General features: G+C 73.0%; 19 protein-coding genes and 1 riboswitch. Of the genes, 12 read left to right on the top strand and 7 right to left on the bottom strand.

Features of this window, described 5'->3' with window-relative positions; all coding sequences use genetic code 11:
* Position 1: 1 nt before the first annotated feature.
* Positions 2 to 1,234, bottom strand: a complete 1,233-nt coding sequence (locus OG251_RS03850; protein WP_326675650.1) for an MFS transporter — start codon at positions 1,232 to 1,234, stop codon at positions 2 to 4.
* Positions 1,235 to 1,314: 80 nt separating this feature from the next.
* Between OG251_RS03850 and OG251_RS03845 the strand changes: the two genes are divergently transcribed.
* A complete protein-coding gene (locus OG251_RS03845) occupies positions 1,315 to 2,217 on the top strand; it encodes a LysR family transcriptional regulator (protein WP_326675647.1) in 903 nt (300 codons plus the stop codon).
* Positions 2,218 to 2,313: 96 nt separating this feature from the next.
* On the opposite strand, the gene OG251_RS03840 is transcribed toward OG251_RS03845, so the two are convergent.
* On the bottom strand, positions 2,314 to 3,150 hold the full coding sequence (locus tag OG251_RS03840) for a M12 family metallo-peptidase (protein ID WP_326675646.1): 837 nt from the start codon (positions 3,148 to 3,150) through the stop codon (positions 2,314 to 2,316).
* 530 nt (positions 3,151 to 3,680) lie between these two features.
* Here OG251_RS03840 and OG251_RS03835 point away from each other — a divergent pair.
* From OG251_RS03835 to OG251_RS03790, 10 genes are all read left to right on the top strand, one after another.
* Positions 3,681 to 4,568, top strand: coding sequence for an ABC transporter substrate-binding protein (locus OG251_RS03835; RefSeq protein ID WP_326675645.1), 888 nt, complete (start codon positions 3,681 to 3,683; stop codon positions 4,566 to 4,568).
* 166 nt (positions 4,569 to 4,734) lie between these two features.
* Positions 4,735 to 5,667, top strand: coding sequence for a carbohydrate kinase family protein (locus OG251_RS03830; protein WP_326681141.1), 933 nt, complete (start codon positions 4,735 to 4,737; stop codon positions 5,665 to 5,667).
* 280 nt (positions 5,668 to 5,947) lie between these two features.
* Positions 5,948 to 6,973, top strand: coding sequence for a beta-ketoacyl-ACP synthase 3 (locus OG251_RS03825; RefSeq protein WP_326675643.1), 1,026 nt, complete (start codon positions 5,948 to 5,950; stop codon positions 6,971 to 6,973).
* Positions 6,957 to 8,207, top strand: a complete 1,251-nt coding sequence (locus OG251_RS03820) for a beta-ketoacyl-[acyl-carrier-protein] synthase family protein (RefSeq protein ID WP_326675642.1) — start codon at positions 6,957 to 6,959, stop codon at positions 8,205 to 8,207. Before OG251_RS03825 ends, OG251_RS03820 begins: the two co-directional genes overlap by 17 nt.
* Before the next feature lie 71 nt (positions 8,208 to 8,278).
* Positions 8,279 to 10,306 (top strand): acyl-CoA dehydrogenase family protein, encoded by a 2,028-nt coding sequence (locus OG251_RS03815; protein ID WP_326681140.1) that lies wholly within the window; start codon positions 8,279 to 8,281, stop codon positions 10,304 to 10,306.
* 124 nt (positions 10,307 to 10,430) lie between these two features.
* Positions 10,431 to 10,691, top strand: coding sequence for an acyl carrier protein (locus OG251_RS03810; protein ID WP_326681139.1), 261 nt, complete (start codon positions 10,431 to 10,433; stop codon positions 10,689 to 10,691).
* Positions 10,688 to 11,911: a beta-ketoacyl-[acyl-carrier-protein] synthase family protein gene (locus OG251_RS03805; RefSeq protein WP_326675641.1), complete on the top strand. Its 1,224-nt coding sequence runs from the start codon at positions 10,688 to 10,690 to the stop codon at positions 11,909 to 11,911. Before OG251_RS03810 ends, OG251_RS03805 begins: the two co-directional genes overlap by 4 nt.
* Before the next feature lie 221 nt (positions 11,912 to 12,132).
* Positions 12,133 to 12,319, top strand: a riboswitch (cobalamin riboswitch).
* A 61-nt stretch (positions 12,320 to 12,380) separates the two neighbouring features.
* A complete protein-coding gene (locus OG251_RS03800) occupies positions 12,381 to 13,421 on the top strand; it encodes an ABC transporter substrate-binding protein (RefSeq protein ID WP_326675640.1) in 1,041 nt (346 codons plus the stop codon).
* Positions 13,422 to 13,537: 116 nt separating this feature from the next.
* A complete protein-coding gene (locus tag OG251_RS03795; RefSeq protein WP_326681138.1) occupies positions 13,538 to 14,545 on the top strand; it encodes a FecCD family ABC transporter permease in 1,008 nt (335 codons plus the stop codon).
* On the top strand, positions 14,542 to 15,420 hold the full coding sequence (locus tag OG251_RS03790) for an ABC transporter ATP-binding protein (protein ID WP_326675639.1): 879 nt from the start codon (positions 14,542 to 14,544) through the stop codon (positions 15,418 to 15,420). The genes OG251_RS03795 and OG251_RS03790 overlap by 4 nt, the downstream gene beginning before the upstream one ends.
* A 129-nt stretch (positions 15,421 to 15,549) precedes the next feature.
* Here OG251_RS03790 and OG251_RS03785 read toward each other — a convergent pair whose 3' ends face one another.
* Positions 15,550 to 16,557, bottom strand: coding sequence for a PRC and DUF2382 domain-containing protein (locus OG251_RS03785; protein ID WP_326675638.1), 1,008 nt, complete (start codon positions 16,555 to 16,557; stop codon positions 15,550 to 15,552).
* A gap of 471 nt (positions 16,558 to 17,028) precedes the next feature.
* Between OG251_RS03785 and OG251_RS03780 the strand changes: the two genes are divergently transcribed.
* The gene (locus tag OG251_RS03780) at positions 17,029 to 17,613 is read left to right on the top strand and encodes an adenosylcobinamide amidohydrolase (protein ID WP_385898619.1); all 585 of its coding nucleotides are present in this window, start codon (positions 17,029 to 17,031) and stop codon (positions 17,611 to 17,613) included.
* Between the two features lie 3 nt (positions 17,614 to 17,616).
* Here OG251_RS03780 and OG251_RS03775 read toward each other — a convergent pair whose 3' ends face one another.
* The 4 genes from OG251_RS03775 to OG251_RS03760 form a co-directional block, all read right to left on the bottom strand.
* The gene (locus tag OG251_RS03775; protein ID WP_326675637.1) at positions 17,617 to 18,102 is read right to left on the bottom strand and encodes a nuclear transport factor 2 family protein; all 486 of its coding nucleotides are present in this window, start codon (positions 18,100 to 18,102) and stop codon (positions 17,617 to 17,619) included.
* A gap of 126 nt (positions 18,103 to 18,228) precedes the next feature.
* Positions 18,229 to 19,494: a sulfite oxidase gene (locus OG251_RS03770; protein ID WP_326675636.1), complete on the bottom strand. Its 1,266-nt coding sequence runs from the start codon at positions 19,492 to 19,494 to the stop codon at positions 18,229 to 18,231.
* The gene (metX, locus tag OG251_RS03765; RefSeq protein WP_326681136.1) at positions 19,491 to 20,678 is read right to left on the bottom strand and encodes a homoserine O-acetyltransferase MetX; all 1,188 of its coding nucleotides are present in this window, start codon (positions 20,676 to 20,678) and stop codon (positions 19,491 to 19,493) included. The genes OG251_RS03770 and metX overlap by 4 nt, the downstream gene beginning before the upstream one ends.
* On the bottom strand, positions 20,675 to 22,036 hold the full coding sequence (locus OG251_RS03760; protein ID WP_073728775.1) for a bifunctional o-acetylhomoserine/o-acetylserine sulfhydrylase: 1,362 nt from the start codon (positions 22,034 to 22,036) through the stop codon (positions 20,675 to 20,677). Before OG251_RS03760 ends, metX begins: the two co-directional genes overlap by 4 nt.
* Positions 22,037 to 22,069 lie beyond the last annotated feature (33 nt).

Below are 22,069 nucleotides of genomic sequence, written 5' to 3'. Positions count from 1 at the left end.
CTCAACGGGCCCGGACCCGCTCCAGTACCCACAGCGCCGTGCTCATGGCGGCCAGCGAGGCGCCGAGGACACACACGCCCGACCAGCCCGCAGCGGCCCACACCACCGCGGCGAGTGACGCGCCCACCGCGCCGCCGACGAAGAACAGCGTCATGAAGGCGGAGTTGATCCGGTTGCGGGCCTCCGGGCGGAGCGCGTAGATCACGTTCTGGCTGCTGTTCAGGCCCGCCTGCTGGGCGATGTTGAGCACGATCACCCCGGTCGCCAGCCACCACAGCGAGGTCTCGCCCGCGAGCAGCGGCAGCCAGGCGAGTGTCAGGAGGATTCCCGCGGCGCCCGACACCGCCTGGACATGGCCGCGGTCGCCCAGCCGGGCCGCGAAGTTCATGCCCACCACGCCGATGATGCCCAGCAGGCCGAAGAATCCGATGGCGGCCGCGGTCCAGTCGTAGGGCTGCCGGGTGAGCAGAAAGGTCAGCGCGGTCAGCTGCACGCTGTACGAAGCCATGGAGAAGGCGCCGATGGCGGACCGTGAGCGCAGCAGGGGTTCCCCGCGCAGCAGGGCGAGCGTGGAGCGCAGCAGCGAGCCGTAGGTGGTCGGCGCCGCACCGCTCGCGACGGGCAGCCGGGGCAGCTTGCGGTGGAGCAGCACGGCCATGACCGCCATGAGCAGGGCGTTCACCCAGTAGACGGTCCGCCAGCCGCCGAGTTCGGACAGGGCACCCGCGGCCATGCGCCCCACGAGGCCGCCGAGCAGCACCCCGGACATGACGACGCCGACGACCCGGCCCCGGGCCTCCGGGGCGGCCAGGGTGGCAGCGAAGGGGACGACGACCTGGGCGCCGACCGAGGTGAGGGCGACGAGGGCCGTCCCCACGAGGAGGAGCGGGCCGGAGGGGGCGGCGGCCGTCAGCAGCAGGAACAGCGCCGTCGCGGCGAACAGTCCCACCGCCAGGCGTCTGCGCTCGGTGATGTCGCCGAGCGGTACCAGCAGGATCAGGCCCAGCGCGTAGCCGGCCTGGGCGGCCGCCACGATCAGTCCGGCCAGGGTGACGCCGATGTGCAGGTCCTGGGTGATCAGGTCCAGGAGGGGCTGTGCGAAATAGTTGCCCGCCGCCGACAACCCGGCCGCCAGCGCCATCAACAGGATCAGACCGCGTCCCAGGGAGGCCGACGAGGCGGCGGGGAGCGCCGAGCCCTGGTGCGGTGTGCGGGTGTTCGAGGAGTGAGCCATACGCAACAGCGTCGCGCCGCACCCATCGATCGGTCCAACACATGTTTTTCATTCCAGCGATCGTGATTCACGATGGCTGGATGGAACTGCAGCAGATGCGCTACGTCGTCGCGGTGGCGGAGACGAGGAACTTCACCCGGGCCGCGAAACAGTGCCTGGTCGTCCAGTCCGCACTCAGCCACCAGGTCGCCAGGCTGGAGAAGGAGCTCGGCGCCCGGCTCTTCGACCGGTCCAGCCGCCATGTGCGGCTCACCGCGGCGGGGGAGGCGTTCCTGCCCGCCGCCCGGCAGGCCCTGGACGCGGCGGAGCGGGCCCGCGCCGAAGTGGCCGCCGCGGCCGGTGAGGTCAGCGGGCGTCTCGCGATCGGGGCCATTCCCACGGTCACCGCGGTCGACGTGCCGGGCGCGCTGGGGGAGTTCCACCGCCGTCATCCGAAGGTGCGGATCGTGCTGCGCGACGGGGCGAGCAAGGACCTGGTGGAGGGTGTCCGGACGGGCGCGCTCGACCTGGCCTTCCTGGGGGTCCTGCCGGACTACCGGCCCAAGGGCGTCAGTGACCATGAGCTGGCCCGGGGCGAACTGGCCGCGATCACGGCCGCCGATCACCCGCTGGCCGACGAGGACGAGGTGGATCTGGAGCGGCTGGCACGGGAGACGTTCGTCGACTTCCCCGACGGTACGGCGGCGCGGGCGCAGTCGGAGGAGGCGTTCACCGCGATGGGACTCGTCCGTGACGTCGCCTACGAGGTCACCGGCGCCGACTTCATCGCCCGGCTGGTCCGCAAGGGGCTCGGGGTGGCACTCCTGCCCACCACGTTCGCCGAGGAGGTGCCGGGGGTGCGGGTGCTGCGGGTGCGCGATGCCCCGGAGCGGGTGGAGCGGCTCGTCTGGAGCCGGTTCCGCCCCACCCCGGCCGCCTCGGCGTTCCTGGCCGGCCTGGGCCTCGGGCCGTGGAGCACGGACGCCACGGACGCGGGTGGCTGAACGGGGCGCCGTCGGCGACGCTCAGGGCCCTGGACGGCTGCTGGTGGCGGGCGGCGTCGCGCGATGGTCGTGGTGCGGCCGCGTCCGCGCCGGGGGTCAGCTCCGGTCGCGGTATCCGGCGACGACGGGCAGGGTCTCGCGCAGGGCGCGGGCGCTGTCGTTGGACGTGTCGCCCAGGCTGCGGCCCCGCCAGCGGCCCTCGGCGCTGGAGAACCGGCTGATCCGTTTGCAGTGGTCACCGCACGAGGACCGGTACGCCATGATCGTGTAGTACTTGCGGTCCTCGGTGACCCAGCCGGTGTTGTACGGGCGGACCGGGCTCACGTCCATCGAGCCGTCCGCGTTGTCCTCGATGGTGCCCCGGTCATGGGCGAGGCCCAGATTGTGCCCGATCTCGTGGCTCACCGAATCCAGGGCGATGCCGTCGACATCGACGACCGAATAGGCGTACTCGTCCGAGGAGCTGTCGAGCGTCGACGCGTAGTCGGCGGTGCCGCCGCCGCGCTCCGGCTGGTCCACCACGAGGGTCACCAGATCGGCCCCGTACCTGGCGCGCCGCTCGTGGACCTCCCGGCCCAGGCGCGAGCCGGTGTGGTCCTTGAGGCTGCGGTAGGCGGCGTGGAACTGCTCCGAACCGTCGTACGCGCCGTCGGTGTACGGGCGGACCATCCTGATGGCTCCGCAGACCCCGCTCTCGCGCAGGGAGCGGTTCATCCGGGTGGCGATCTGCTGAGCCGACGCGGGGACCCGGTGAGTGCCGCCCACGCGCGCGGCGGCCTTCGGGGTGTAGACCGCGAGCACGTCGACGACCGGGCAGCGGGCCGAGACGTGCCGGGCCGGGATGTCCCGCGAAACCGCGTCATGGGCGGAGGCCGCGGAGAGCGATGCGCCGAGGAGGGCGGCCATGGTGGCCTTCAACGTGGTCGATTTCATGGGGAGTTGTCTCCAACCGGGCGGCCGAGCGGGCGATGACACGGAGTGCCCTATTTCTAACAGCCGGTGATGGGTCGCGCCCGCTGTGCCGGCCCGTGCGACCGGCGCGGCGGTGGTCCGGCCGCACGGCGCGTCATCGTGTTCACGGAATTCCCACGCGGGTGCCCGGTGCGCGTCCAGGGGGGTGCGGTGCCGGGTGGATCAGGTACAAGTCCGTTGAATGTAGGACCGGTTGACGGCCCGTCCTACAGGCGGAAGGACGCGGTACGATGATCGGCCCGCGAGGTCTCGCGGCCGCGGATCGGATGAAATGTAAAGAATTGTGAAGGTGTGTCGAAGGAGCGGCCGGGCGGTGCGATCGCGTGGCGCGCCACCGCCGCGGGTTCCGGGGGCGTGCGACGGCGGGCGTGCGGCGGCGGGCGTGAACGTGAGGGCGGGCCGAGGGGTGTGGCGGCGGCGGGCTGGGCAGGTACACCTGTGCGAGTGCGGACGAGCGGGCCGGCGGTCGGCGGCAGAGGGGCGTGTGTGACGTGACAGTGCAGAGCGAGTGGCGGTTCTCCGACGACCGGGGCCGGCTGTCCACGGCCGCACGGCGCCCTTCCCGGGTGCTCGCGTACGTCCAGGCCGGCGCGACGCTGTGGGACTACGGGATACGGCCGCGGGGGATATTCGGCTCCGACCACGACGGCTCCGATCCCGACCGGGCCAAGACCGGGACGCTCCCGCTGGACGAGGTCGACTATCTCGGCGCGGGCGACGCCCTGGACGTGGAGACGCTGCTGCGCGACGAGCCGGACCTCGTGGTGGCCGTCAGCTACGGCGGCGGCCATGTCTACGGGCTGGCCCAGGACACCGCCAAGCATCTGGAGGAGCGGGTCCCGGTCGTCGTCCTGGACGTGGGCACGGCCCGGACGTTCACCGAGATCGGCGACCGGTTCGCCGAGCTGGCCCACTCCCTCGGTGCCGAGGTCCGGCCAGCGGCGACCGGTGACCAGGAGGCTGCCCGGGAGCGGCTGCGCGCGGCCGTGGGCGAGGGGTCCGGCGACGTGGTCCGGGTGGCCGCCCTGTCCCCGGCCGGCGTGGCGCAGGCCCATGTCGCCCGCCCCCGGATGTGGCCCGAGCTGCGGGTGCTCGCCGAGCTCGGCGTACACCTGGTGGAGCCGGCCGAAGGGCCCGGTGCGAACTGGTCCACCGTCGGATGGGACGCGGTCGCGTCCCTGCGGCCACAGGTCGTCCTCACCGACATCCGGTCGAACGCCACCCCGCTCGACGAGCTCCGGGAGAACGCGGACTGGACCGCCCTGCGGCGGGGTGCGCGCATCGTGCCGTGGAACCCGGAGCCGCTCTACGGCCCCCCTGCCCATGCCCGCTTTCTCGGCCTGGTGACGGACGCGGTCCGCGCCGCGCGCGGAGAGTGAACGGCCTGCCCGCCGTCCGGCCCGGCGGGCGAACGCCCCGGCCCTGAGTGAGAAGGCGTACGGGGCGGGGCGGCACGCGGCAGGATCGGACGCAACGTGTCCGGAGGCCGAGCCTCCTGCCAGGACACCGTCGTCACGGCACTCCAGGAGCCCCCTCATGTCTCGCATGCTCGACAGTCCCGACCTGCTGGTCATCGGCGAATGCGTGGCCGACGTCGTCCGGATGCCGGGCGCGGCCGACCAGGTGCACCCGGGCGGCAGCCCGGCGAACGTCGCGTACGGCCTGGCCCGGCTCGGCCGCGCCACCACCCTGCGCACGCAGCTCGGCCCGGACGCCCACGGCCGGCTGATCCGCCGCCACCTGGAGTCCGCCGGGGTGGACGTGCGGACCGACGGGTCGGCCGCACCCACCCCGTCCGCCGCCGTGGCGCTGGACGCCGACGGCCGGGCCACGTACGCCTTCGAGATCACCTGGACCCTTACCCCGGCGGTGGAGGACCGGCCGCCCCACCATGTCCACACCGGGTCGATCGCCGCCGTGATGGAACCCGGCTCGGCCACCGTCATGGACGCCGTCCGGGCCCTGCGGGCCACCGCTACGGTCAGCTACGACCCGAACGTGCGGCCGGAACTGATGGGTGATCACGACAGTGCGCTGCGCCGGGTCGAACGCTGCGTCGCACTGAGCGATGTCGTCAAGGCCAGCGACGAGGACCTGGAATGGCTCTACCCGGGGGAGTGCGCGCAGGAGATCGCGAGACGCTGGCTGGCCCGGGGTCCGGCCGTCGTCCTCGTCACGCGGGGCGGCGACGGCGCCGTGGCCGTACTCCCCGAAGGCCGGGTGACGACGCCCGCACTGCCCACCGCGGTCGTCGACACGGTGGGCGCGGGCGACGCCTTCATGTCGGGCACCCTGCACGCCCTCGCCCGGCACGGACTGCTCGGGGCCGAGGCCCGGCAGCGGCTGCGCGCCCTCGACCGGGACACCGTCACGGACGTGCTGCGCCACGCGGCGGCCTCCGCCGCCGTGACCGTCGCACGGGCGGGCGCCAGCCCGCCCGACGAGGCGGAACTGCGCGCGGCGCTCGCCCGGACCTGAAAACCACGAGTGCTACCTCCCCGGGTACGGGAGCGGCGGCACCGTCAGGTCCCGATCCGGGACTCACCGGCCGGCCTCTCCCCATCGGGGGCCTCGGGAAACATCTTTAACCCGTTCGGCCCAGTCGAACGCACCCCCACCAGGCATTCCGCCGTTCGTCAACGGGTTGGCACGTTCGACGACGGAATCGGGGCAGTGGGTGGCGAGGGGACAAGCAGTCGACAGCGGTACGGGGCCGGGTGCGCGACGGGGAGTCTTACGGGCCGGCGCACGCACGGCGGTGCTGGAGAGCGTGGCGGGATGGGTGCCGGGGGAGCCGGTGGGCAATGACCAACTGCCCGCCGCCTGGGGGGTGGACGACACCTGGGTGCGGTCACGGACCGGCATCGGCAGCCGTCACCGGGCCGGGCCCGGACTGGCCACCGGCGATGTCGCCTTCGAGGCGGCCGGCCGGCTGCTCGGCAGGTCCCCGGCGCCCGGACCGGTGGACGCCCTGGTCCTCGCCACCGCCACCCCCGACCACCTCTGTCCGGGTACCGCGCCCGCCCTGGCCGCACGTCTGGGGCTGGGCACCGTACCGGCGCTCGACATCGCCGCGGTGTGCAGCGGTTTCGTCTACGGACTGGCCGTCTGCCACGGCCTGGTGGCCTCGGGCCTGTACGAGCGGGTGCTGCTCGTGGGTGCGGATGTCTACTCGGCCTGGCTGGACCCGGCGGACCGCTCGGCGGGCGTGGTCTTCGGCGACGGGGCGGGGGCGGCCCTCGTGGCGGCCGGGCGCACCGGAGCGCCCGGCGAGCTGCTCGCCTTCGACCTGGGCAGCGACGGCACCGGGTACGACCTGATCACGGTGCCGGGCGGCGGCGCACGGGCCCGGTCGACGGACCGCCCGGCGGCGGCGGGCGACGAGTTCTTCCGGATGCAGGGCCCCTCCGTGTACCAGCACGCCGTCCAGCGGATGACCGGATCGTGCCGCGAACTGCTCACCCGGGTGGGCTGGGACGCCGCGGAGGTCGACCACTTCGTCCCGCACCAGGCCAACGCGAGGATCCTGCGCGCGGTCGCCGAACGCGTCGGCATCGGGCCGCAGCGCTGTGTCACCCATCTGGAACGGGTGGGCAACACCGGCGCGGCCTCCATTCCCCTGGCCCTGGCGGACGCCGAGGGGCGGGGCCGGTTCAGGGCCGGCGACCGGGTCCTGATCACCGCCTTCGGGGGCGGATTGACCTGGGGTTCCGCGGCACTTCGCTGGCCGGGCACCCCGCAGACGATTTCTATGGAAGGAACACAGAATGGCGCGGTCCGCTGACAAGGACACCGGCACCGACACCGCTGTCGCGGTGACGGGAGTGGGCCTGGTGACTCCCGCGGGTGCGGACGAGCACAGCTTCTGGGAAGGGCTGTGCTCCGGATACTCCATGGCCCGGCGCTGCGACGAACTCGCCGGTCTGCCCGTCGACTTCGCCTGTTCGGTCGACGGCCTGGACCTGGACGCGGCGGTGGGCGGACGCTCGGTGTGGCGGATGGCCCGGTTCGTGAAGCTGGCCGTGGTCGCCGCCCGGCAGGCGGTCGCGGACGCCGGGTTGGACCCGGCCCGCTGGGACGGCGACCGGGTGGGCGTGGTGCTGGGCGTGGGGGTCGGAGGCGTATCCGTACTCGTCGACAACGCCGCCCGGCTGGCGGCGGGGGGCCCCGACGCGGTGTCCCCGTTGCTGGTCCCGATGATGATCCCCAACGCGGCGGCCGGAGAGGTCGCCATCGCGCTGAAGGCCCACGGCCCCAGCCTGGCGCCCGTGACGGCGTGCGCCTCGGGAGCCACCGCCATCGCCGTGGCGCGCGATCTGCTGCGCAGCGGCGAGTGCGACGTGGTGGTGGCCGGCGGCTCGGAGTCCGTGCTGACCCCGCTCGTGGTCACCGCCTTCGCCAGGATGGGCGCCCTGTCCACGCGGACCGACGATCCGGCGGGCGCATCCCGGCCGTTCGCGGCGGACCGTGACGGCTTCGTGATCAGCGAGGGCGCCGCCATGCTCGTCCTGGAACGCGAGGACGGGGCCAGGGCCAGGGGCGGACGTACCCGCGCCCTGCTCACCGGGGCCGGGTCCAGTACGGACGCCCACCACCCCACCGCACCGGAGCCCGGCGGCCGGGGCGCCCAGCGGGCCGTCGAAGCGGCCCTGCGGCAGGCGGGCTGGGAGCCGGGCGATGTCGACCACATCAACGCCCACGGCACCTCCACCCCGCTCAACGACGCCATGGAGACTACCCTCATCTCCCGGCTCTTCCCGCACCGCCCCCCGGTCACCGCGCCCAAGGGCGTCGTCGGACACACCCTGGCGGCGGCGGGCGCGATCGAGGCGGTGGCCACCGTGCTGACCCTGGAACGGTCCCTCATCCCGCCGATCGCCAACCTGGATTCCCTGCCGGACGCCTTCCCGCTCGACTGCGTGACCAAGGAACCCCGCCACCGACGGGTCGAGACCGCGGTGAGCCACTCCTTCGGCTTCGGCGGCCACAACGTCGCACTCGCATTCCAGAAGGCCTGACCAACGCCCATATCCGGGAACGGCGAGGGGTGTCCTCGCCGTTCCTTGATCGTTCTACGTCCGTGACCGTAATGATGAATAGCTCGGCTCCTACGTCGACCACAGATCTGCTGACCCGGGTGCTCTACGGGGAGAACTTCCGCCAGGAGCACGGGTTCTGGCGACGTCTGCTCACCACGGAACCGTTCCGTCGTCCCGCCTCGGGAACCCCCGACGAGCGGCTCGCCCTTTCCTACGACCGCCTGCGCATCCTCAACGAATCGATCGACAGCGCCGCCCGGCTGGCCGCCGATCCGCGTGCCCTCGCCGCCCTGCACGAGTGGCTCAGTCCGGCCGACCCGTCGCTGGCCACGGTCGCGGGCATCCACTACAACCTGTTCCTCGGCAGCCTCCTCGACCACGACAACGGCAGCCGCCGCGATCTGTCGGAATTCCTCCAACTGCGGCGCACCGGAACCTTCCTGTGCACGGAGGTGGCGCACGGCAACGACGCGCCGGCCGTCGAGACCACGGCGACGTACGACCGTGAACGCGACGGCTTCGTCCTGCATACCCCGCACAGCGGGGCGCAGAAGTTCATGCCCAACACCGGCCCGGCCGGCGGACCCAAGGCCGGACTGGTGGCCGCCCGGCTGCTGGTCGACGGCACCGACCACGGCGTCTTCCTCTTCCTCGCACCGCTCACCGACGACGTACGCCCCCTGCCCGGTGTACGGGTGCGCCGGCTGCCCGCCCGGATGGGCAGCCCGGTCGACCACTGCCTGACCTCCTTCGACCGGTTCTTCGTGGGGCGCGACGCCCTGCTGGCCGGTGAGCAGGGCGCGGTCGGCGAGCGCGGGAAGTTCACCAGTGAAGTGGCCAACCGCAGGCGTCGGTTCCTCGCCTCCATCGAGCGGGTCGCCCCCGGCAAGATCTCCATGAGTGCCTGCGCGGTCGGATCGGCCCGGGTGACCCTGGCCATCGCCGTCCGCTACGGGGGCCACCGCCTCATCACCGGCTCCCGCGCCTCCCAGCGGGTACCGGTCTACGCCCACCGGACCCACCACGGCCCGCTCGCCGGGGCGATGGCCACGGTCTTCGCCATGAGCCTGCTGCACCGCAGAGCGCTCCAGCGGTGGGAGGAGCGCACCGACGCCGACCGGGACGAGGCGGAGCGCCTGGTCGCGGTGGCCAAGGGATGGATCACCTGGCAGGCCCGCGATGTCATCGTCGAGTGCCGGGAGAGGTGTGGAGCGCAGGGGCTGCTGGAGAACAACGGCATGACCGAGGTGTTCAGCGGTGTGGAGGGAGTGATCACCGCGGAGGGGGACAACGTCGCCATCCACGCCAAGGCGGCCGCCGAGATGATGTTCGGCTTCGCACCGCGGGCGAGGTCCGCCGCCCCCGCGGCCCCGGGCGATCTGTCCGACCCCCGGTTCCTGCGCCGGCTTCTCGCGGCCGTGGAGGAGATCTGCTTCACCCGGGCCCGGGAGCGGATGAGCGCGGCACCGTTCGGCGACTTCCTCGGCCGTTGGAACGCGGCGTCCGGGCCGGCCCTGCGCGGTGTCGAGGCGTACGCGTACCGGCAGGCGGCCGAGGCGTACGCACACGCCGTGGACGGCCTGCCCGCAGGACCGGCCAGGGACCGACTGGGGGAGCTGCAGAGGCTGTTCGCCCTTCAGTGGGTGGACCGCAACAGCGGCGACCTGCTCGCGGCCGGACAGGTGACCGCCGAACAGGTGGAAGAGCTGCCGGACGCCATCGAACGGCTGATCGCCACCGTCGCGGCGCACGCCCCGGAGCTGGTCGATTCGTTCGCCCTGCCGGACGCGCTGCTCGCCGACCGGCCGATCGCGGGCCCGGACTACGCGGATGCCTACGACGACCCCGACGGCGCCTGGCACCAGGGCGAGGACCGGGCGCCGCAGTGCGGGCGGGAGACCCGGTCCGCGCGTCTGCGCGTCCGCGACCGCATCCGCCGCCGGTCGGTGCGCGAAAGCGTGGGGGCGGTCGGTGTCGGCGGCGTTCTGCTGGCGTACTGGGGAACGACATCGGTGTTGTCCCGGTGGCTGGAGAAGCCGCAGGTGAGCGTAGACGAATCGGTTCGCCGGAAGGCGTAACCGGAACGCCTGCATCCAGTTACTTCGGCGGTGGGTAGATGCGTTCAACTACCCGCCGTTCGAGGTACATGCCGATGAGAGGTAGACAGTGAACACCGCGAAGACCGTGACGGCCGCGAGGACGATGAACACGATTCACCCGAAGATCACCGAGGTCCTGGCCGGGACCTTCAAGGTGCCCGACTCCGAGATCTTCCCGGAGTCGACGATGGACAGCCTGGAGATGGACTCCCTGGCCGTCGCCGAGTTCGCCGTCATCATCAAGGAGACGCTGGGCGTCGAGGCCGACTCGGACACGCTCTACAAGGACGCCACACTCACCGACATCTCGGAGTTCATCCGTGCTGCCGTCGACGGTGCGGTGCCGGTGAGCTGCGCCCGATGAACAAGCCCGCCATCGCCGTCACCGGCCTGGGGATGATCACCCCGGCCGGCAACGACACCGACACCACCTGGGACGGCGTCTGCGCCGGGGTCTCACCCGCCCGCACCGTCCCGGAGCTCGAAGGCTGCGCGGTCGACTTCGCCTGCACGGTCTCGGGCATCGATCTGGACGCCGCGGTCGGAGGCCGTGCCGCGTTCCGCATGGGCAAGTACGTCAAGTTCGCCGTCCTGGCCGCACGGGAAGCGGTCGCCGACGCCGGACTGGACCCCGCCGACTGGGACGGGACCCGGGTGGCCGTGGTCGTCGGCACCAGCAGCGGAGGCTCCGCGGGGCTGACCGAACAGGCCGTCGCGCTGGACCGGCGCGGACCCGCGGCCACCTCACCCGCGGGCATCCTCCTGACGATCCCGAACATGCCCGCGGCGGAGATCGCCATCCAGATGCGGGCGCACGGCCCCAGTCTGGCGCCGTGCACGGCCTGTTCGTCCGGAGTCACCGCGCTCTCCGTGGCCCGGGACCTGCTGGCCACCGGCCAGTGCGACATCGCGATCGCCGGAGCCACCGAGTCGATCGTGTTCCCGGTGGCCATGACCGGCTTCGCCCGCTCGGGAGCCGCAGCGCTCCGGGACGGCGACCCGTCCAGGCTCTGCCGGCCGTTCGCGGCGGACCGGGCCGGACTCGTGATGGGCGAGGGCGCCGCCATCATGGTGCTGGAACGGGCCGAGGACGCCCACGCCAGGGGCACGACCCCCAGAGCGCTGCTCGCGGGCACCGGCGCCACGACGGACGCCCACCATCCCACCAGCCCGCATCCCTCCGGCACCATCGCCCGAGCAGCCGTCGACGCCGCACTGCGGGATGCCGGATGGCGCGCCGAGGACGTCGACCACGTCAACGCGCACGGCACTTCCACAGCGCTGAACGACGCCACCGAAGCCGCCCTCATCAGCCGGGCCTACCCGCACCGGCCGCCCGTCACCGCCCCCAAGGGCGTACTGGGACACTGCATGGGGGCAGCCGGTGCCATCGAGGCCGGGCTGACGATCCTCACGCTTCAGCACGGTGTCGTACCGCCGATCGCCAACCTGGACGCCCCGGCGCCCGAGTTCGACATCGACTGCGTCACCAAGCTCCCGCTGCGGCTGCCCGTACGGCGGGCCGTCAGCCACTCCTTCGGCTTCGGCGGCCACAACGCCGTGGTCGCTCTCCAGCGTCCGTAGCCGACGGAGACACTTTCGGGCCGGTGCGGCGGGACGACCTCCCAGCCGCACCGGCCGCACAGGCATCTGCCGCGCAGGCATCGGCCCGCACACGCACCGGCCGCCATCGCGGAGCCCTTCCTCGCACGGCCGTTCATCGCGCTCTCCTCGCGCGGGCCGCAACGCGTCAGCCGTCGTCGCGGAGGCCGCAACGCACTGCCGCCGGGACCCGACGCAGTGCGTGATAGCTTGCCGAAGCCAGTCGAACTCCACGCAAGGAGTCAGGGAATCCGGTGCGAAACCGGAACTGACGCGCAGCGGTGAGGGGGACGGGCGGGGCCACGGCCACTGGAACACCGCGGTGTTCCGGGAAGGCGCCCCGTCCGAAGGAACCCGAGTCCGAAAACCTGCTGGCACCTGCGGCCCCCACCGGGACGCAGCGCTCCGTACCACGGGCTCCGCGCATGGGCCCAGAGACGCAGGGGGACCCGTGCCGCCCATAGCCCAGCCCATACGTGCCGCTGCCCTGCTCACGGCGGGACTCGTCCTGCTGACCGGCTGCAGCGGCGGAGACCCCGCCCCGACGGCCGGTGGGAGCGGAGCCGGGGGCTACCCCGTCACCATCGAGAACTGCGGCCGCACCGTCACCGTCGACGCCGCCCCGCAACGGGCCGTCTCCCTCGACCAGGGGTCGACGGAGATCCTTCTCTCCCTCGGCCTCGCCGACCGGCTCGCGGGCACCTCCACCTGGACCGACCCGGTCATGAAGGGGCTGGAGAAGGCCAACGCGACAGTGGAGCGGATCGCCGAGAACCGGCCCTCGTCGGAGAAGGTCCTCGACAGGGAACCCGACTTCGTCAGCGCGTCGTTCGCCTCGACGCTCGCCAAGGGCGGCGTCGCCCCCCGTGACCAGTTCGAGCAACTCGGCGTCCCCACCTATGTCTCGCCCGCCGACTGCACCGGCAAGGACAACAGCAAGGGCGGCGACGGAGCCCGCACCGCGAAGCTGACCATGGACAGCGTCTACGCCGAAGTACGCGACCTGGCCCGGGTGTTCGGTGTCGAGGAGCGGGGCGAACAGCTCGTCGGCCGGCTGCGGGCCCGGGTGGCGAAGGCGACCGCGGACAGCGACGCCTCCGACGCCACCCTCCTCTACTGGTTCTCCGACTCCAAGGCCCCGTACCTGGCCGGGTGCTGCGGCGCCCCCGGCATCATCACCAGGGAACTCGGCGCGAGGAACGTCTTCGACGACACCCACGAGGAATGGCCGCAGATCAGCTGGGAGACCGTCGCCGACCGCGACCCCGACGTCCTGGTCATCGGTGACCTCACCCGCAAGGCACAGACCGCCGAGAGCGCCGCGAAGAAGATCGCCTTCCTGGAGTCCAACCCCGTCACGAGGAACATGGACGCGGTCAGGCACCGGCGGTACGTGCTGCTCAGCGGCCAGGCCCTGAACCCGTCCATCCGGACGGTCGAGGGCCTGGAGCGCGTCGCCGCCGGACTGCGCGACTTCGGACTCACCGGGTGACGGACACCGAACGCGCCACCGCCGCACCGGCGGGGAAGACCCGGCCGGCCCGACCCGCCGGTCCGGGCGGGGCGCCCGGGCCCCCGACCCCGCGGGCCGGTGCCCGCGTACGGCGCCTGCGCGTCGCACTGCTGTGGAGCTGCGGTATCGCGCTGCTCCCGCTCTCCGTCGCGGTCGCCGTCACCATCGGGCCGGCCCGGATCTCCGTCCCCGACGTCTGGTCCGCCGTCGCCGCGCATCTCGGCGCCGGTGAATCGACACTCACCCCGATCCGGGACGGCATCATCTGGAACCTGCGCATGCCCCGCACCCTGCTCGCCGCCGTGTGCGGCGCCGGACTCGCGGTGTGCGGCACCGTGATGCAGTCGCTCCTGCGCAACCCGCTCGCCGACCCCTTCGTCCTGGGAGTCTCGTCGGGCGCCTCGACCGGCGCGGTCGTGGTGGTCGTCCTCGGGACCGGCGGGGGAGCGGTGTCCCTCTCGACCGGGGCGCTCATCGGGGCCCTGTGCTCGTTCGCCCTCGTCCTGCTGCTCAGCCACACCCTCGGGGGCACGGTCGACCGGGTCGTGCTCTCCGGTGTCGCGGCGATGCAGCTGTTCTCGGCGCTCACCTCCTTCGTCGTCATGACCGCGGCCGACGCCGAGCAGACCCGCGGGGTGCTGTTCTGGCTCCTCGGCTCGCTGGCCGGGGTCGGCTGGAGCGACGTGGGGCTCTGCGCCGCCGTCCTCGCCGCCACGCTGCTGATCTGCCTGGGCCACGCCCGTACCCTCGACGCCTTCGCCTTCGGCCAGGACGCGGCGGCGGCCCTCGGTGTCCATGTCGCCCGCACCAGGCTCGTGCTCCTGTGCACCACCGCCCTGCTCACGGCGGCGCTGGTCAGCTCCGCGGGCGCCATCGGGTTCGTCGGCCTCGTACTCCCGCACGCCGCCCGTGCGCTCGCCGGCTCCGGGCACCGGCGGCTGCTCCCGGTCACCGCCCTGGCCGGGGCGGTGTTCCTGGTCTGGGTCGACACCCTCGCCCGGACCGTCCTGGACCCCCAGGAGGTGCCGGTCGGCGTCGTCACCGCCCTGATCGGGGTGCCCGCCTTCGTACTCGTCCTGTACCGCACCCGGAGGACCGCATGACAGGCCGGGCCACCGAGGCAGCCGAAGGCACGGGAATCCCCGAAGACACCGGGGCGACCGCGAAGAGCACCGGGGGCGTCAGGGGTGTCGGGGGCCTGTGGGCCGAACGCGTCAGCCGCGAGGCGGGCGGCCGGCTCATCCTCGACGGGGTGAGCATCACGCCGCCGCCCGGCGCCACCGTCGCCCTGCTCGGCCCCAACGGGTCCGGCAAGTCCACCCTGTTGCGGGTCCTCGCGGGCGTCCTCGCCCCGGGCAGCGGCACGGTCACGCTGGACGGCCGCCCGCTCGGCGACATCGGCCGCCGCACCGTGGCCCGGCGCGTGGCCGTGGTCGACCAGCACGCGGCCACCCAGGTCGAACTCAGCGTGCTGGACGTCGTACGCCTCGGGCGCATCCCGCACCGCCGCGCCTGGTCCGCACCGGACCGGGCCGACGAGGAGGCCGTCCGCGAAGCGCTGGAGCGCACCGGACTGGCCGACCGTGCCGGACAGTTCTGGCACACCCTGTCCGGCGGTGAGCGCCAGCGGGTCCAGATCGCCCGCGCCCTGGCCCAGCAGCCGCGCGAACTCCTCCTGGACGAGCCGACGAACCACCTCGACATCCAGCACCAGCTGGAGCTGCTGGCCCTGGTCGCCTCGCTGCCGGTCACCAGCGTGATCGCGCTGCACGACCTCAACCTCGCCGCGATGTTCTGCGACCGGATCACGGTGCTGAAGGCGGGCCGGGTGGTCGCGGCCGGCACCCCGGCCGAGGTGATCACCGCAGAGCTCGTCGAGGACGTCTACCGGGTACGGGCGGTCGTCACGCCCGAAGGTCCGGACGGGCGGCCGTCGGTCCGCTTCCTGCCGGGGCGCGGGCCGGCCGCCGCGCGGTAGGGACACCGTCGTACCGGCCAGGAGCGCCGCGGCGGAAAGCCCGCTCCGCACCGCGCCGGACGGGCTGCGACAACAGCCCGTCCGGCGATCGAGACCATGGGAGCGGCCTTCGGCCGCGGTGTGCGGGGGTCAGTGGCGGCGTCCCTGGCCGAACTCGCCGCCCATGTCCTTGCCCGTGCCCATGTCCTTGCCGTCCGCGTAGTCGATCTTCTCCTTGCGGACCTCGGCGGAGACCTCCTTCTGCTCGGTGACCTTGTTGGTCTCCAGGCGGACGCGCTCCACCGGGACGGCCTCCTTGCGGACGGTGGCGCGTTCGGCGTGCAGCGTCACCTCCATGTCCTGCTCACCGATGTTCGTCGTCCCGGCCGACTTCTCGCCCGGACGCAGCGGCTCGCGGACCACCCGTACCTCTTCGTGGGACACCGGCACGGTGCGGGTGACGTTCTCCGTCACGACGTACTTGTGCAGACGGGCCCGTCCGCTCTCGTACTCCTCCGTGCCGACGTGCAGCTGCTCCTCGGAACGGATCATCTCCTCCTTGCCACCGGAACCGGTGGCGGACCGTTCGGCCCCGGCTCCGGCGAGCGGACGTGCCGTCGCGGAGGTGTCCATGTCGCGGTGCTTGCCCATGCCGGTACCCGCTCCTGCCATGCCCGTGGTCGTGCCGGTGCCCGTGGTGGTGCGGCCCGTCGAGGCCGCGTCGCGTGTCCCGGCGCCCGCGGCACCCGCAGCGCCCGCCGCGCCCATCGCACCGGTCTTGGCGGCGTTCGGCGCGCCGGCCCCGGCACGCCCCTTGTCACCGATGGCGCCGGCCTTCCTGGTCAGCCCGTAGTGCCGGTAGAGCTCTTCCTCCTCCGAGACGGACAGGTGCGCGTCCGCGTCCACCCTCGGGGCGTCCTTGACGCTGTCCTTCGGATACGAGACGTGCAGGTCGGAGCCCACCCGACGGGCTCCGGCGAGCGGTACGAAGCTCTCCTTCATGCCGAACAGCCCGGTCTTGACGGTGACCCAGTCGGGCCTGCCGGTGTCGTCATCGACGTACACCCGGCCCACACTGCCGACCTTCTCGCCCTCGTTGTCGTAGACGGTCAGACCGTCCAGCTCTCCGGAATCCGTGAAACCGTCAGCGGCTCCCATAACCGATTCCTCCTCGCCCGGACATGCCCTGTGGGTGGATCCACCAGGTGAGGCGCGTCCGACTTCCATCGCGCCTCACCCGGATGGACGCTGCAACTTCCCGGCTCGCGGGGCCGGGACACCGAAGCCCCGGTCATGGCGCCAGGCCCCGTACGACGCGGCCTCGATCCGGCCGCCGCGGTTAGGCCGATCGGGTGAGGTCGGACGGGTGCGGGCCCGGGGGCCGAGGGCGCGTCATCCGCGCGCAACGGCCGGATCATGTGGTATCGGGGATCGGGCGAACCGCCCATGGAGTGAGGTGATCGCGGTCTCTCCTAGAATCGACGCGAGCCTCCAAGGGCCGTCCCTCACCGTCCGCCGTTCTGCCGTTCCACCCGGGGGTACCTCATCCGATCCACCAGCACACCTCTGCCCGGACAGCGCGGAGCCCTGCTGTCCCGGCGGGAGGACGGACAGGACCTGCACCACCTGGTGTGGCGGCTGGGGGCGGGCGTACGGGTGTGCAGCAGCGCCGTACTCGGCGGCGGCATCGGACCCCGCGCCTGGATCCTCAACGCACAGGTACCCGGTGGCTATCCCCGCCTGGACCCCGAGCGCCACCTCGCCGAGATCGCCGCCGCGGAAGGGCTCACCGGACCGGGCGCCGGGCTGATGACGGCGGCCGACGTCACCGCTCACACCCGGGCCGCCGACGAGGGTGTGACAGCCACCGTCACCTGCGGGCTCGGCGTGCGGGGCTGGGCCGCGGCCCCGGCCGAGGCGATCGCCGGAGCGCCGCTCCCCGGCACCGTCAACATCGTCGTCACGGTACCCGCCGCCCTGTCCGACGCCGCTCTGGTCAACGCCGTCGCCACCGCCACCGAAGCCAAGGTCCAGGCGCTCCTGGACGCCGGTCTCGACTGCTCGGGCACCCCCACGGACGCCGTGTGCGTCGCGGCCCCCGAGCCGGGGCCCGAAGGCGGCGAACCCTTCGCCGGGCCGCGCTCGCCGTGGGGCTCCCGCATCGCCAGGGCGGTGCACGCCGCCGTGCTGGCGAGCGCGCGGACCGCTCCCTGAGGCTCAGGCGCCGGACGGGGGCGCCGGCGCGATCCGCTCCGTGGCGCCGCCGAAGGCCAGCACCAGGGTGCGCGAGGCGAGCAGCCAGACCCCGTCGACCTTGCGGAACGTGTCCTCGTAGTGGCCGACATTCGCCGGCAGCCGCGGAGCGGGCAGCGTGTCCCCGGCACCGTCGACCCGGAAGGTCGCGAAATACGTCGTCGACGAGGCCGTGGTGGGCGAGTCGACGGTGACCAGGATGTTCGTGCACATCCGACGCGAGTGCCGGTCGGCGGGCCGGGACCCGAAGTAGGTCCGCAGCGCCTCCCGCCCCTCGATACGGCGCCCGCCCGCGGGCCACTCCCACCGGCCGTCCGGGGTGAACAGGTCGGCCACCGCGGGCGGATCGCCGAGGTCGAGCCTGCGGACGAACTCGACGACGAGCCGTTCGCACGCCCGCTCCGCCAGCAGCTGTTCCATCGGGTCGACCGGGTGCGCGTCATGGTTCATGCCGGGTTTCTACCAGCCGCCCGGCCGGGCGCGCGCGCCCTTTTCCCGGCCGCGCGCCCATCCCGCCGTCGTACGCCGGGTCCCCGGCCGTACGACGGCGGGACCCGGCGTACGACTGTCACCGGGTCAGAGCACCGTCACCGGGTGCCGGACCACCGCGTCGAACAGATAGCCCTGTGTGTTGTGGACCGCCACCTCCGGCTGCGTACGCCCCGAACGGTCCGTCGCGCGGGCCAGCAGCACCCCGGGCCCCCGGTCCCCGGGCACCCAGTCGGCCGACCACCGGACCCAGCTGCCGGACCGGGGTTCGTCGCGCAGCCGGGCACGGCGCCAGCGGGTACCGCCGTCGGTGCTGATCTCGACGGAGCGCACCGGCGCCCCACCCGACCAGGAACGGCCCGTCAGCAGCACCCGCCGGTGCGCCGGGAACGAGGCGCCGAGGTTCAGCTCGAACGCGCTCTTCAAGGTCTGGCGGGTCAGCGGCGCGCTGCCCTCCGGCGGATGCTCGGGGCCGAACAGACGGTACAGACCCGTGTTCCACGGCGTGAACAGCGGCTCCGCGCTCACCTCGATGTCACCGACCCACTTGATGTTCGCGACCCCCACCCACGAAGGGACGATCAGACGGACCGGATGGCCGTGGTCGGGCGGCAGCGGCTCACCGTTCATCTCGTAGGCGAGCAGTACGTCGTCCAGAGCCTTCGCGACCGGCAGCGGTCTGCGCACCCGGCCCAGGTTGACGCCCTCGCTGATGACCTCCGCGTCCAGGCCGCGCGGCAGCACGTCGACCGCGTTCCGGCCGATCCCCGCACGGTGGAGCACGTCCGCCAGCCGCACCCCGCGCCAGCGCGCTGTGCCGATCGCGCCCATGGTCCAGGCGGTGCCGCTGACCTGCTGATTCTGCTGAGAGGCGTAGAAGCTGCGGCCATTGCCCGCGCACTCGACGAAGGCCGTGCGGGTCACCGCGGGCAGGGCGCGCAGATCGGCGTACGAGAATTCGACCGGCCCTCCCGTCAGCCCGCTGCCCCACACGGTCAGCCGCCAGCCGGCCGCGTCGATCCGCGGGGTGGCGGTGTGGTTGCGGACGAAGAAGCGGTCGACGGGGGTGAGCAGGCCCGTGGAGCGCAGCGCCGCGAAGTTGGTCTCGGCGTTGGTGCCGCGCACCGTGAACAGCTCGGGAGGCAGCGGCTTCACCACGTCCGGCGCGATCGCGGCCGCCCGCGCGGGCGAGGCGGCGGCCGCGACCAGCGGCGCGGCCGCCGAAGCCGCCGCGACCAGTTTCAGCAGGTCCCGGCGGTCGAATCCGGCCGAGCGCGCACGGCCGCGCGACCACTGGCGAAGCCGTATCCGCTCGTAGTGGTCCTCTGACTCGGACAGCGGCACGGAAGTCATGGGCGCTCCTGGGGAAGATGAGAGGGACGGGGAACGGGAAGCAACTCCCGCATCAGCATGCCCACTTGATCGGTCTCGATCAGGAATCCGTCGTGCCCGTACGGTGATTCGACGGTCCTGAGCCGGTCCGCGCCCGGCAGCAGCGCCGCCAGCTCCGCCTGCTGCGTCAGCGGATACAGCCGGTCCGAATCGACACCCGCGACCAGGGCGGGCATCCCCGCCCGGCGCAGCGCCCGGGCGACACCGCCCCGGCCCCGGCCGACGTCGTGCCCGTTCATCGCCTCCGTGAGCACCACATAGCTACCCGCGTCGAAGCGGTGCACCAGCTTGTCCGCGTGGTGGTCGAGATAGGACTCCACCCGGTAGCGGCCGCCCCGCTCCGGCTGTTCACCCGGCTGGGGCTCCCTGCCGAACCGGGAAGCCAGCTCCGGCTCGCTGCGGTAGGTGACATGGGCGATCCGCCGGGCCTGGCCGAGACCCCGGTGGGGGCCCTCGCCCGGTGCCGCGTCGTGGTAGTGCCCGCCCCGCCACCCCGGGTCCGTACGGATCGCGGAGATCTGCACCGACCCCCAGGCTATCTGCTCAGCGGAGGCGGCGGCCGGGGCCGCCAGCACGAGGAGGGACCCCGTGCGCTCCGGATGGCCCACCGCCCATTCGAGGGCCCGCATGCCGCCCATCGAACCCCCGACGACCGCCGCCCAGCGTTCGATGCCGAGCGCGTCGGCCAGCGCCACCTCCGCCGCCACCTGGTCACGGACCGTCAGATACGGGAATGCGTCACCCCAGCGGATGCCTTCAGGCCGCCGGGACGAGGGGCCGGTGCTGCCCTGGCAGCCGCCCAGCACATTCGGCGCGACGACGAACCAGTGGTCGGTGTCGAGTGCCTTCCCCGGACCGACCAGCGCATCCCACCACCCCGCGGTCGGGTGCCCCGGTCCCGCGGGTCCGGCCACATGGCTGTCACCGGTCAGCGCGTGCAGGACCAGCACGGCGTTGGCCCCGTCCGGGGCCCGCCGCCCCCATGTCTCGTACGCCAGGCCCACGTCCGGCAGGGCGGGGCCGGACTCCAGCGTCAGCGGCCGCTCCAGGACCACCCAGGAGCGTCCGCCGGGCGGGTCCTCCTCCCGCCGGCCTCCGGCGGCCGGCGGGAGGGGAAGGACACGGGACGTGGCCGTCGGGTTCAGGACGCCGCCTTCGCGGCCCGGAACCCCGCCTCCAGATCCGCCGTGAGGTCGTCCACGTTCTCCAGCCCCACCGACAGCCGTACGAGGCCCGCGGTCGCACCGGTGGCGGCGAGCTGCTCCTCGGTCAGCTGGCTGTGCGTGGTCGACGCGGGGTGGATGATCAGGCTCCGTACGTCACCGATGTTGGCGAGGTGGCTGAACAGCTCGACCGCGTCCACGAACCGCTTGCCCGCCTCGGCCCCGTCCCGCAGCTCGAACGACAGCACCGCACCAGCACCGCGCGGCAGATAGTGCTGCCCCGCCTCGTACCAGCGGTTCGACTCCAGACCGGCGTAGTGCACCGCCGCCACCTCGTCGCGCTGCTCCAGCCACCGGGCGAGCGCCAGCGCGTTGGAGGTGTGCCGCTCCAGCCGGAGGCTCAGCGTCTCCACCCCCTGGAGCAGCAGGAACGCCGAGTGCGGAGAGAGCGCGGGCCCCAGGTCGCGCAGCAGCTGGACGCGGAGCTTCACGGCGAAGGCGGACGGTCCGAGATCCGGCCAGTAGCGCAGCCCGTGGTAGCTCGGGTCGGGGGTGTGGAAGTCGGGGAAGCGCTCGGAGTGCGTACCGAAGTCGAAGGTGCCGCCGTCCACGACCACCCCGCCGAGCGTGGTGCCGTGCCCGCCGAGGAACTTCGTCGCGGAGTGGACGACGATGTCCGCGCCGTGCTCGATGGGCCGCAGGAGGTAGGGCGTGGGCACGGTGTTGTCGACGATGAGGGGCAGCCCGGCCCCGTGCGCCGCGTCCGCGACGGCCCGGATGTCCAGGACGTCACCGCGCGGATTGCCGAGCGTCTCCGCGAACAGCGCCTTGGTGTTGGGCCGGATCGCGGCCTGCCACTGCGCGATGTCGTCGGGGTCGTCGACGAACGACACCTCGATGCCGAACCGGGGGAGCGTGTGCCGGAACAGGTTGTACGTGCCGCCGTAGAGCGACGTGGAGGAGACGATGTGGTCCCCGGCACCGGCCAGTGTCAGGATCGCCAGGGTCTCCGCCGCCTGCCCCGAGGCGAGCGCGACGGCCGCGACGCCGCCCTCCAGCGCCGCGATCCGCTGCTCCAGAACGTCCTGGGTGGGGTTGTGGATGCGGGTGTAGATATTGCCCGGTTCGGCGAGCGAGAACAGGTCGGCGGCGTGCTGGGTGTCGCGGAAGACGAACGACGACGTCTGGTAGATCGGCACCGCACGGGCACCCGTCGTCGGGTCGGGGGACGCGCCGGAGTGGATCTGCTTGGTCTCGAACGACCAGGCGGGTCCGGCCTCCTGCCGGTCGTGGTCCTCGGGCGTGTGCCCTGCGGTGACGGAGTCGAGGGGCTGGCTCATGTGTTTCCTCGCACGCTGGTTCAGTGGCTGATC

This window comes from Streptomyces sp. NBC_01237, from assembly GCF_035917275.1.
Lineage (GTDB): Bacteria > Actinomycetota > Actinomycetes > Streptomycetales > Streptomycetaceae > Streptomyces.
The sequence above is the reverse complement of the archived record's forward strand: the minus strand, read 5'-3'. Positions and strand labels throughout refer to the sequence as shown.

Coding starts and splice junctions, on each gene's coding strand:
- OG251_RS03850 (WP_326675650.1), bottom strand. CDS start 1,234: ATGGCTCACTCCTCGAACACCCGCACACCGCACCAGGGCTCGGCGCTC.
- OG251_RS03845 (WP_326675647.1), top strand. CDS start 1,315: ATGGAACTGCAGCAGATGCGCTACGTCGTCGCGGTGGCGGAGACGAGG.
- OG251_RS03840 (WP_326675646.1), bottom strand. CDS start 3,150: ATGAAATCGACCACGTTGAAGGCCACCATGGCCGCCCTCCTCGGCGCA.
- OG251_RS03830 (WP_326681141.1), top strand. CDS start 4,735: ATGCTCGACAGTCCCGACCTGCTGGTCATCGGCGAATGCGTGGCCGAC.
- OG251_RS03820 (WP_326675642.1), top strand. CDS start 6,957: ATGGCGCGGTCCGCTGACAAGGACACCGGCACCGACACCGCTGTCGCG.
- OG251_RS03815 (WP_326681140.1), top strand. CDS start 8,279: ATGATGAATAGCTCGGCTCCTACGTCGACCACAGATCTGCTGACCCGG.
- OG251_RS03810 (WP_326681139.1), top strand. CDS start 10,431: ATGAACACGATTCACCCGAAGATCACCGAGGTCCTGGCCGGGACCTTC.
- OG251_RS03805 (WP_326675641.1), top strand. CDS start 10,688: ATGAACAAGCCCGCCATCGCCGTCACCGGCCTGGGGATGATCACCCCG.
- OG251_RS03790 (WP_326675639.1), top strand. CDS start 14,542: ATGACAGGCCGGGCCACCGAGGCAGCCGAAGGCACGGGAATCCCCGAA.
- OG251_RS03785 (WP_326675638.1), bottom strand. CDS start 16,557: ATGGGAGCCGCTGACGGTTTCACGGATTCCGGAGAGCTGGACGGTCTG.
- OG251_RS03775 (WP_326675637.1), bottom strand. CDS start 18,102: ATGAACCATGACGCGCACCCGGTCGACCCGATGGAACAGCTGCTGGCG.
- OG251_RS03770 (WP_326675636.1), bottom strand. CDS start 19,494: ATGACTTCCGTGCCGCTGTCCGAGTCAGAGGACCACTACGAGCGGATA.
- OG251_RS03760 (WP_073728775.1), bottom strand. CDS start 22,036: ATGAGCCAGCCCCTCGACTCCGTCACCGCAGGGCACACGCCCGAGGAC.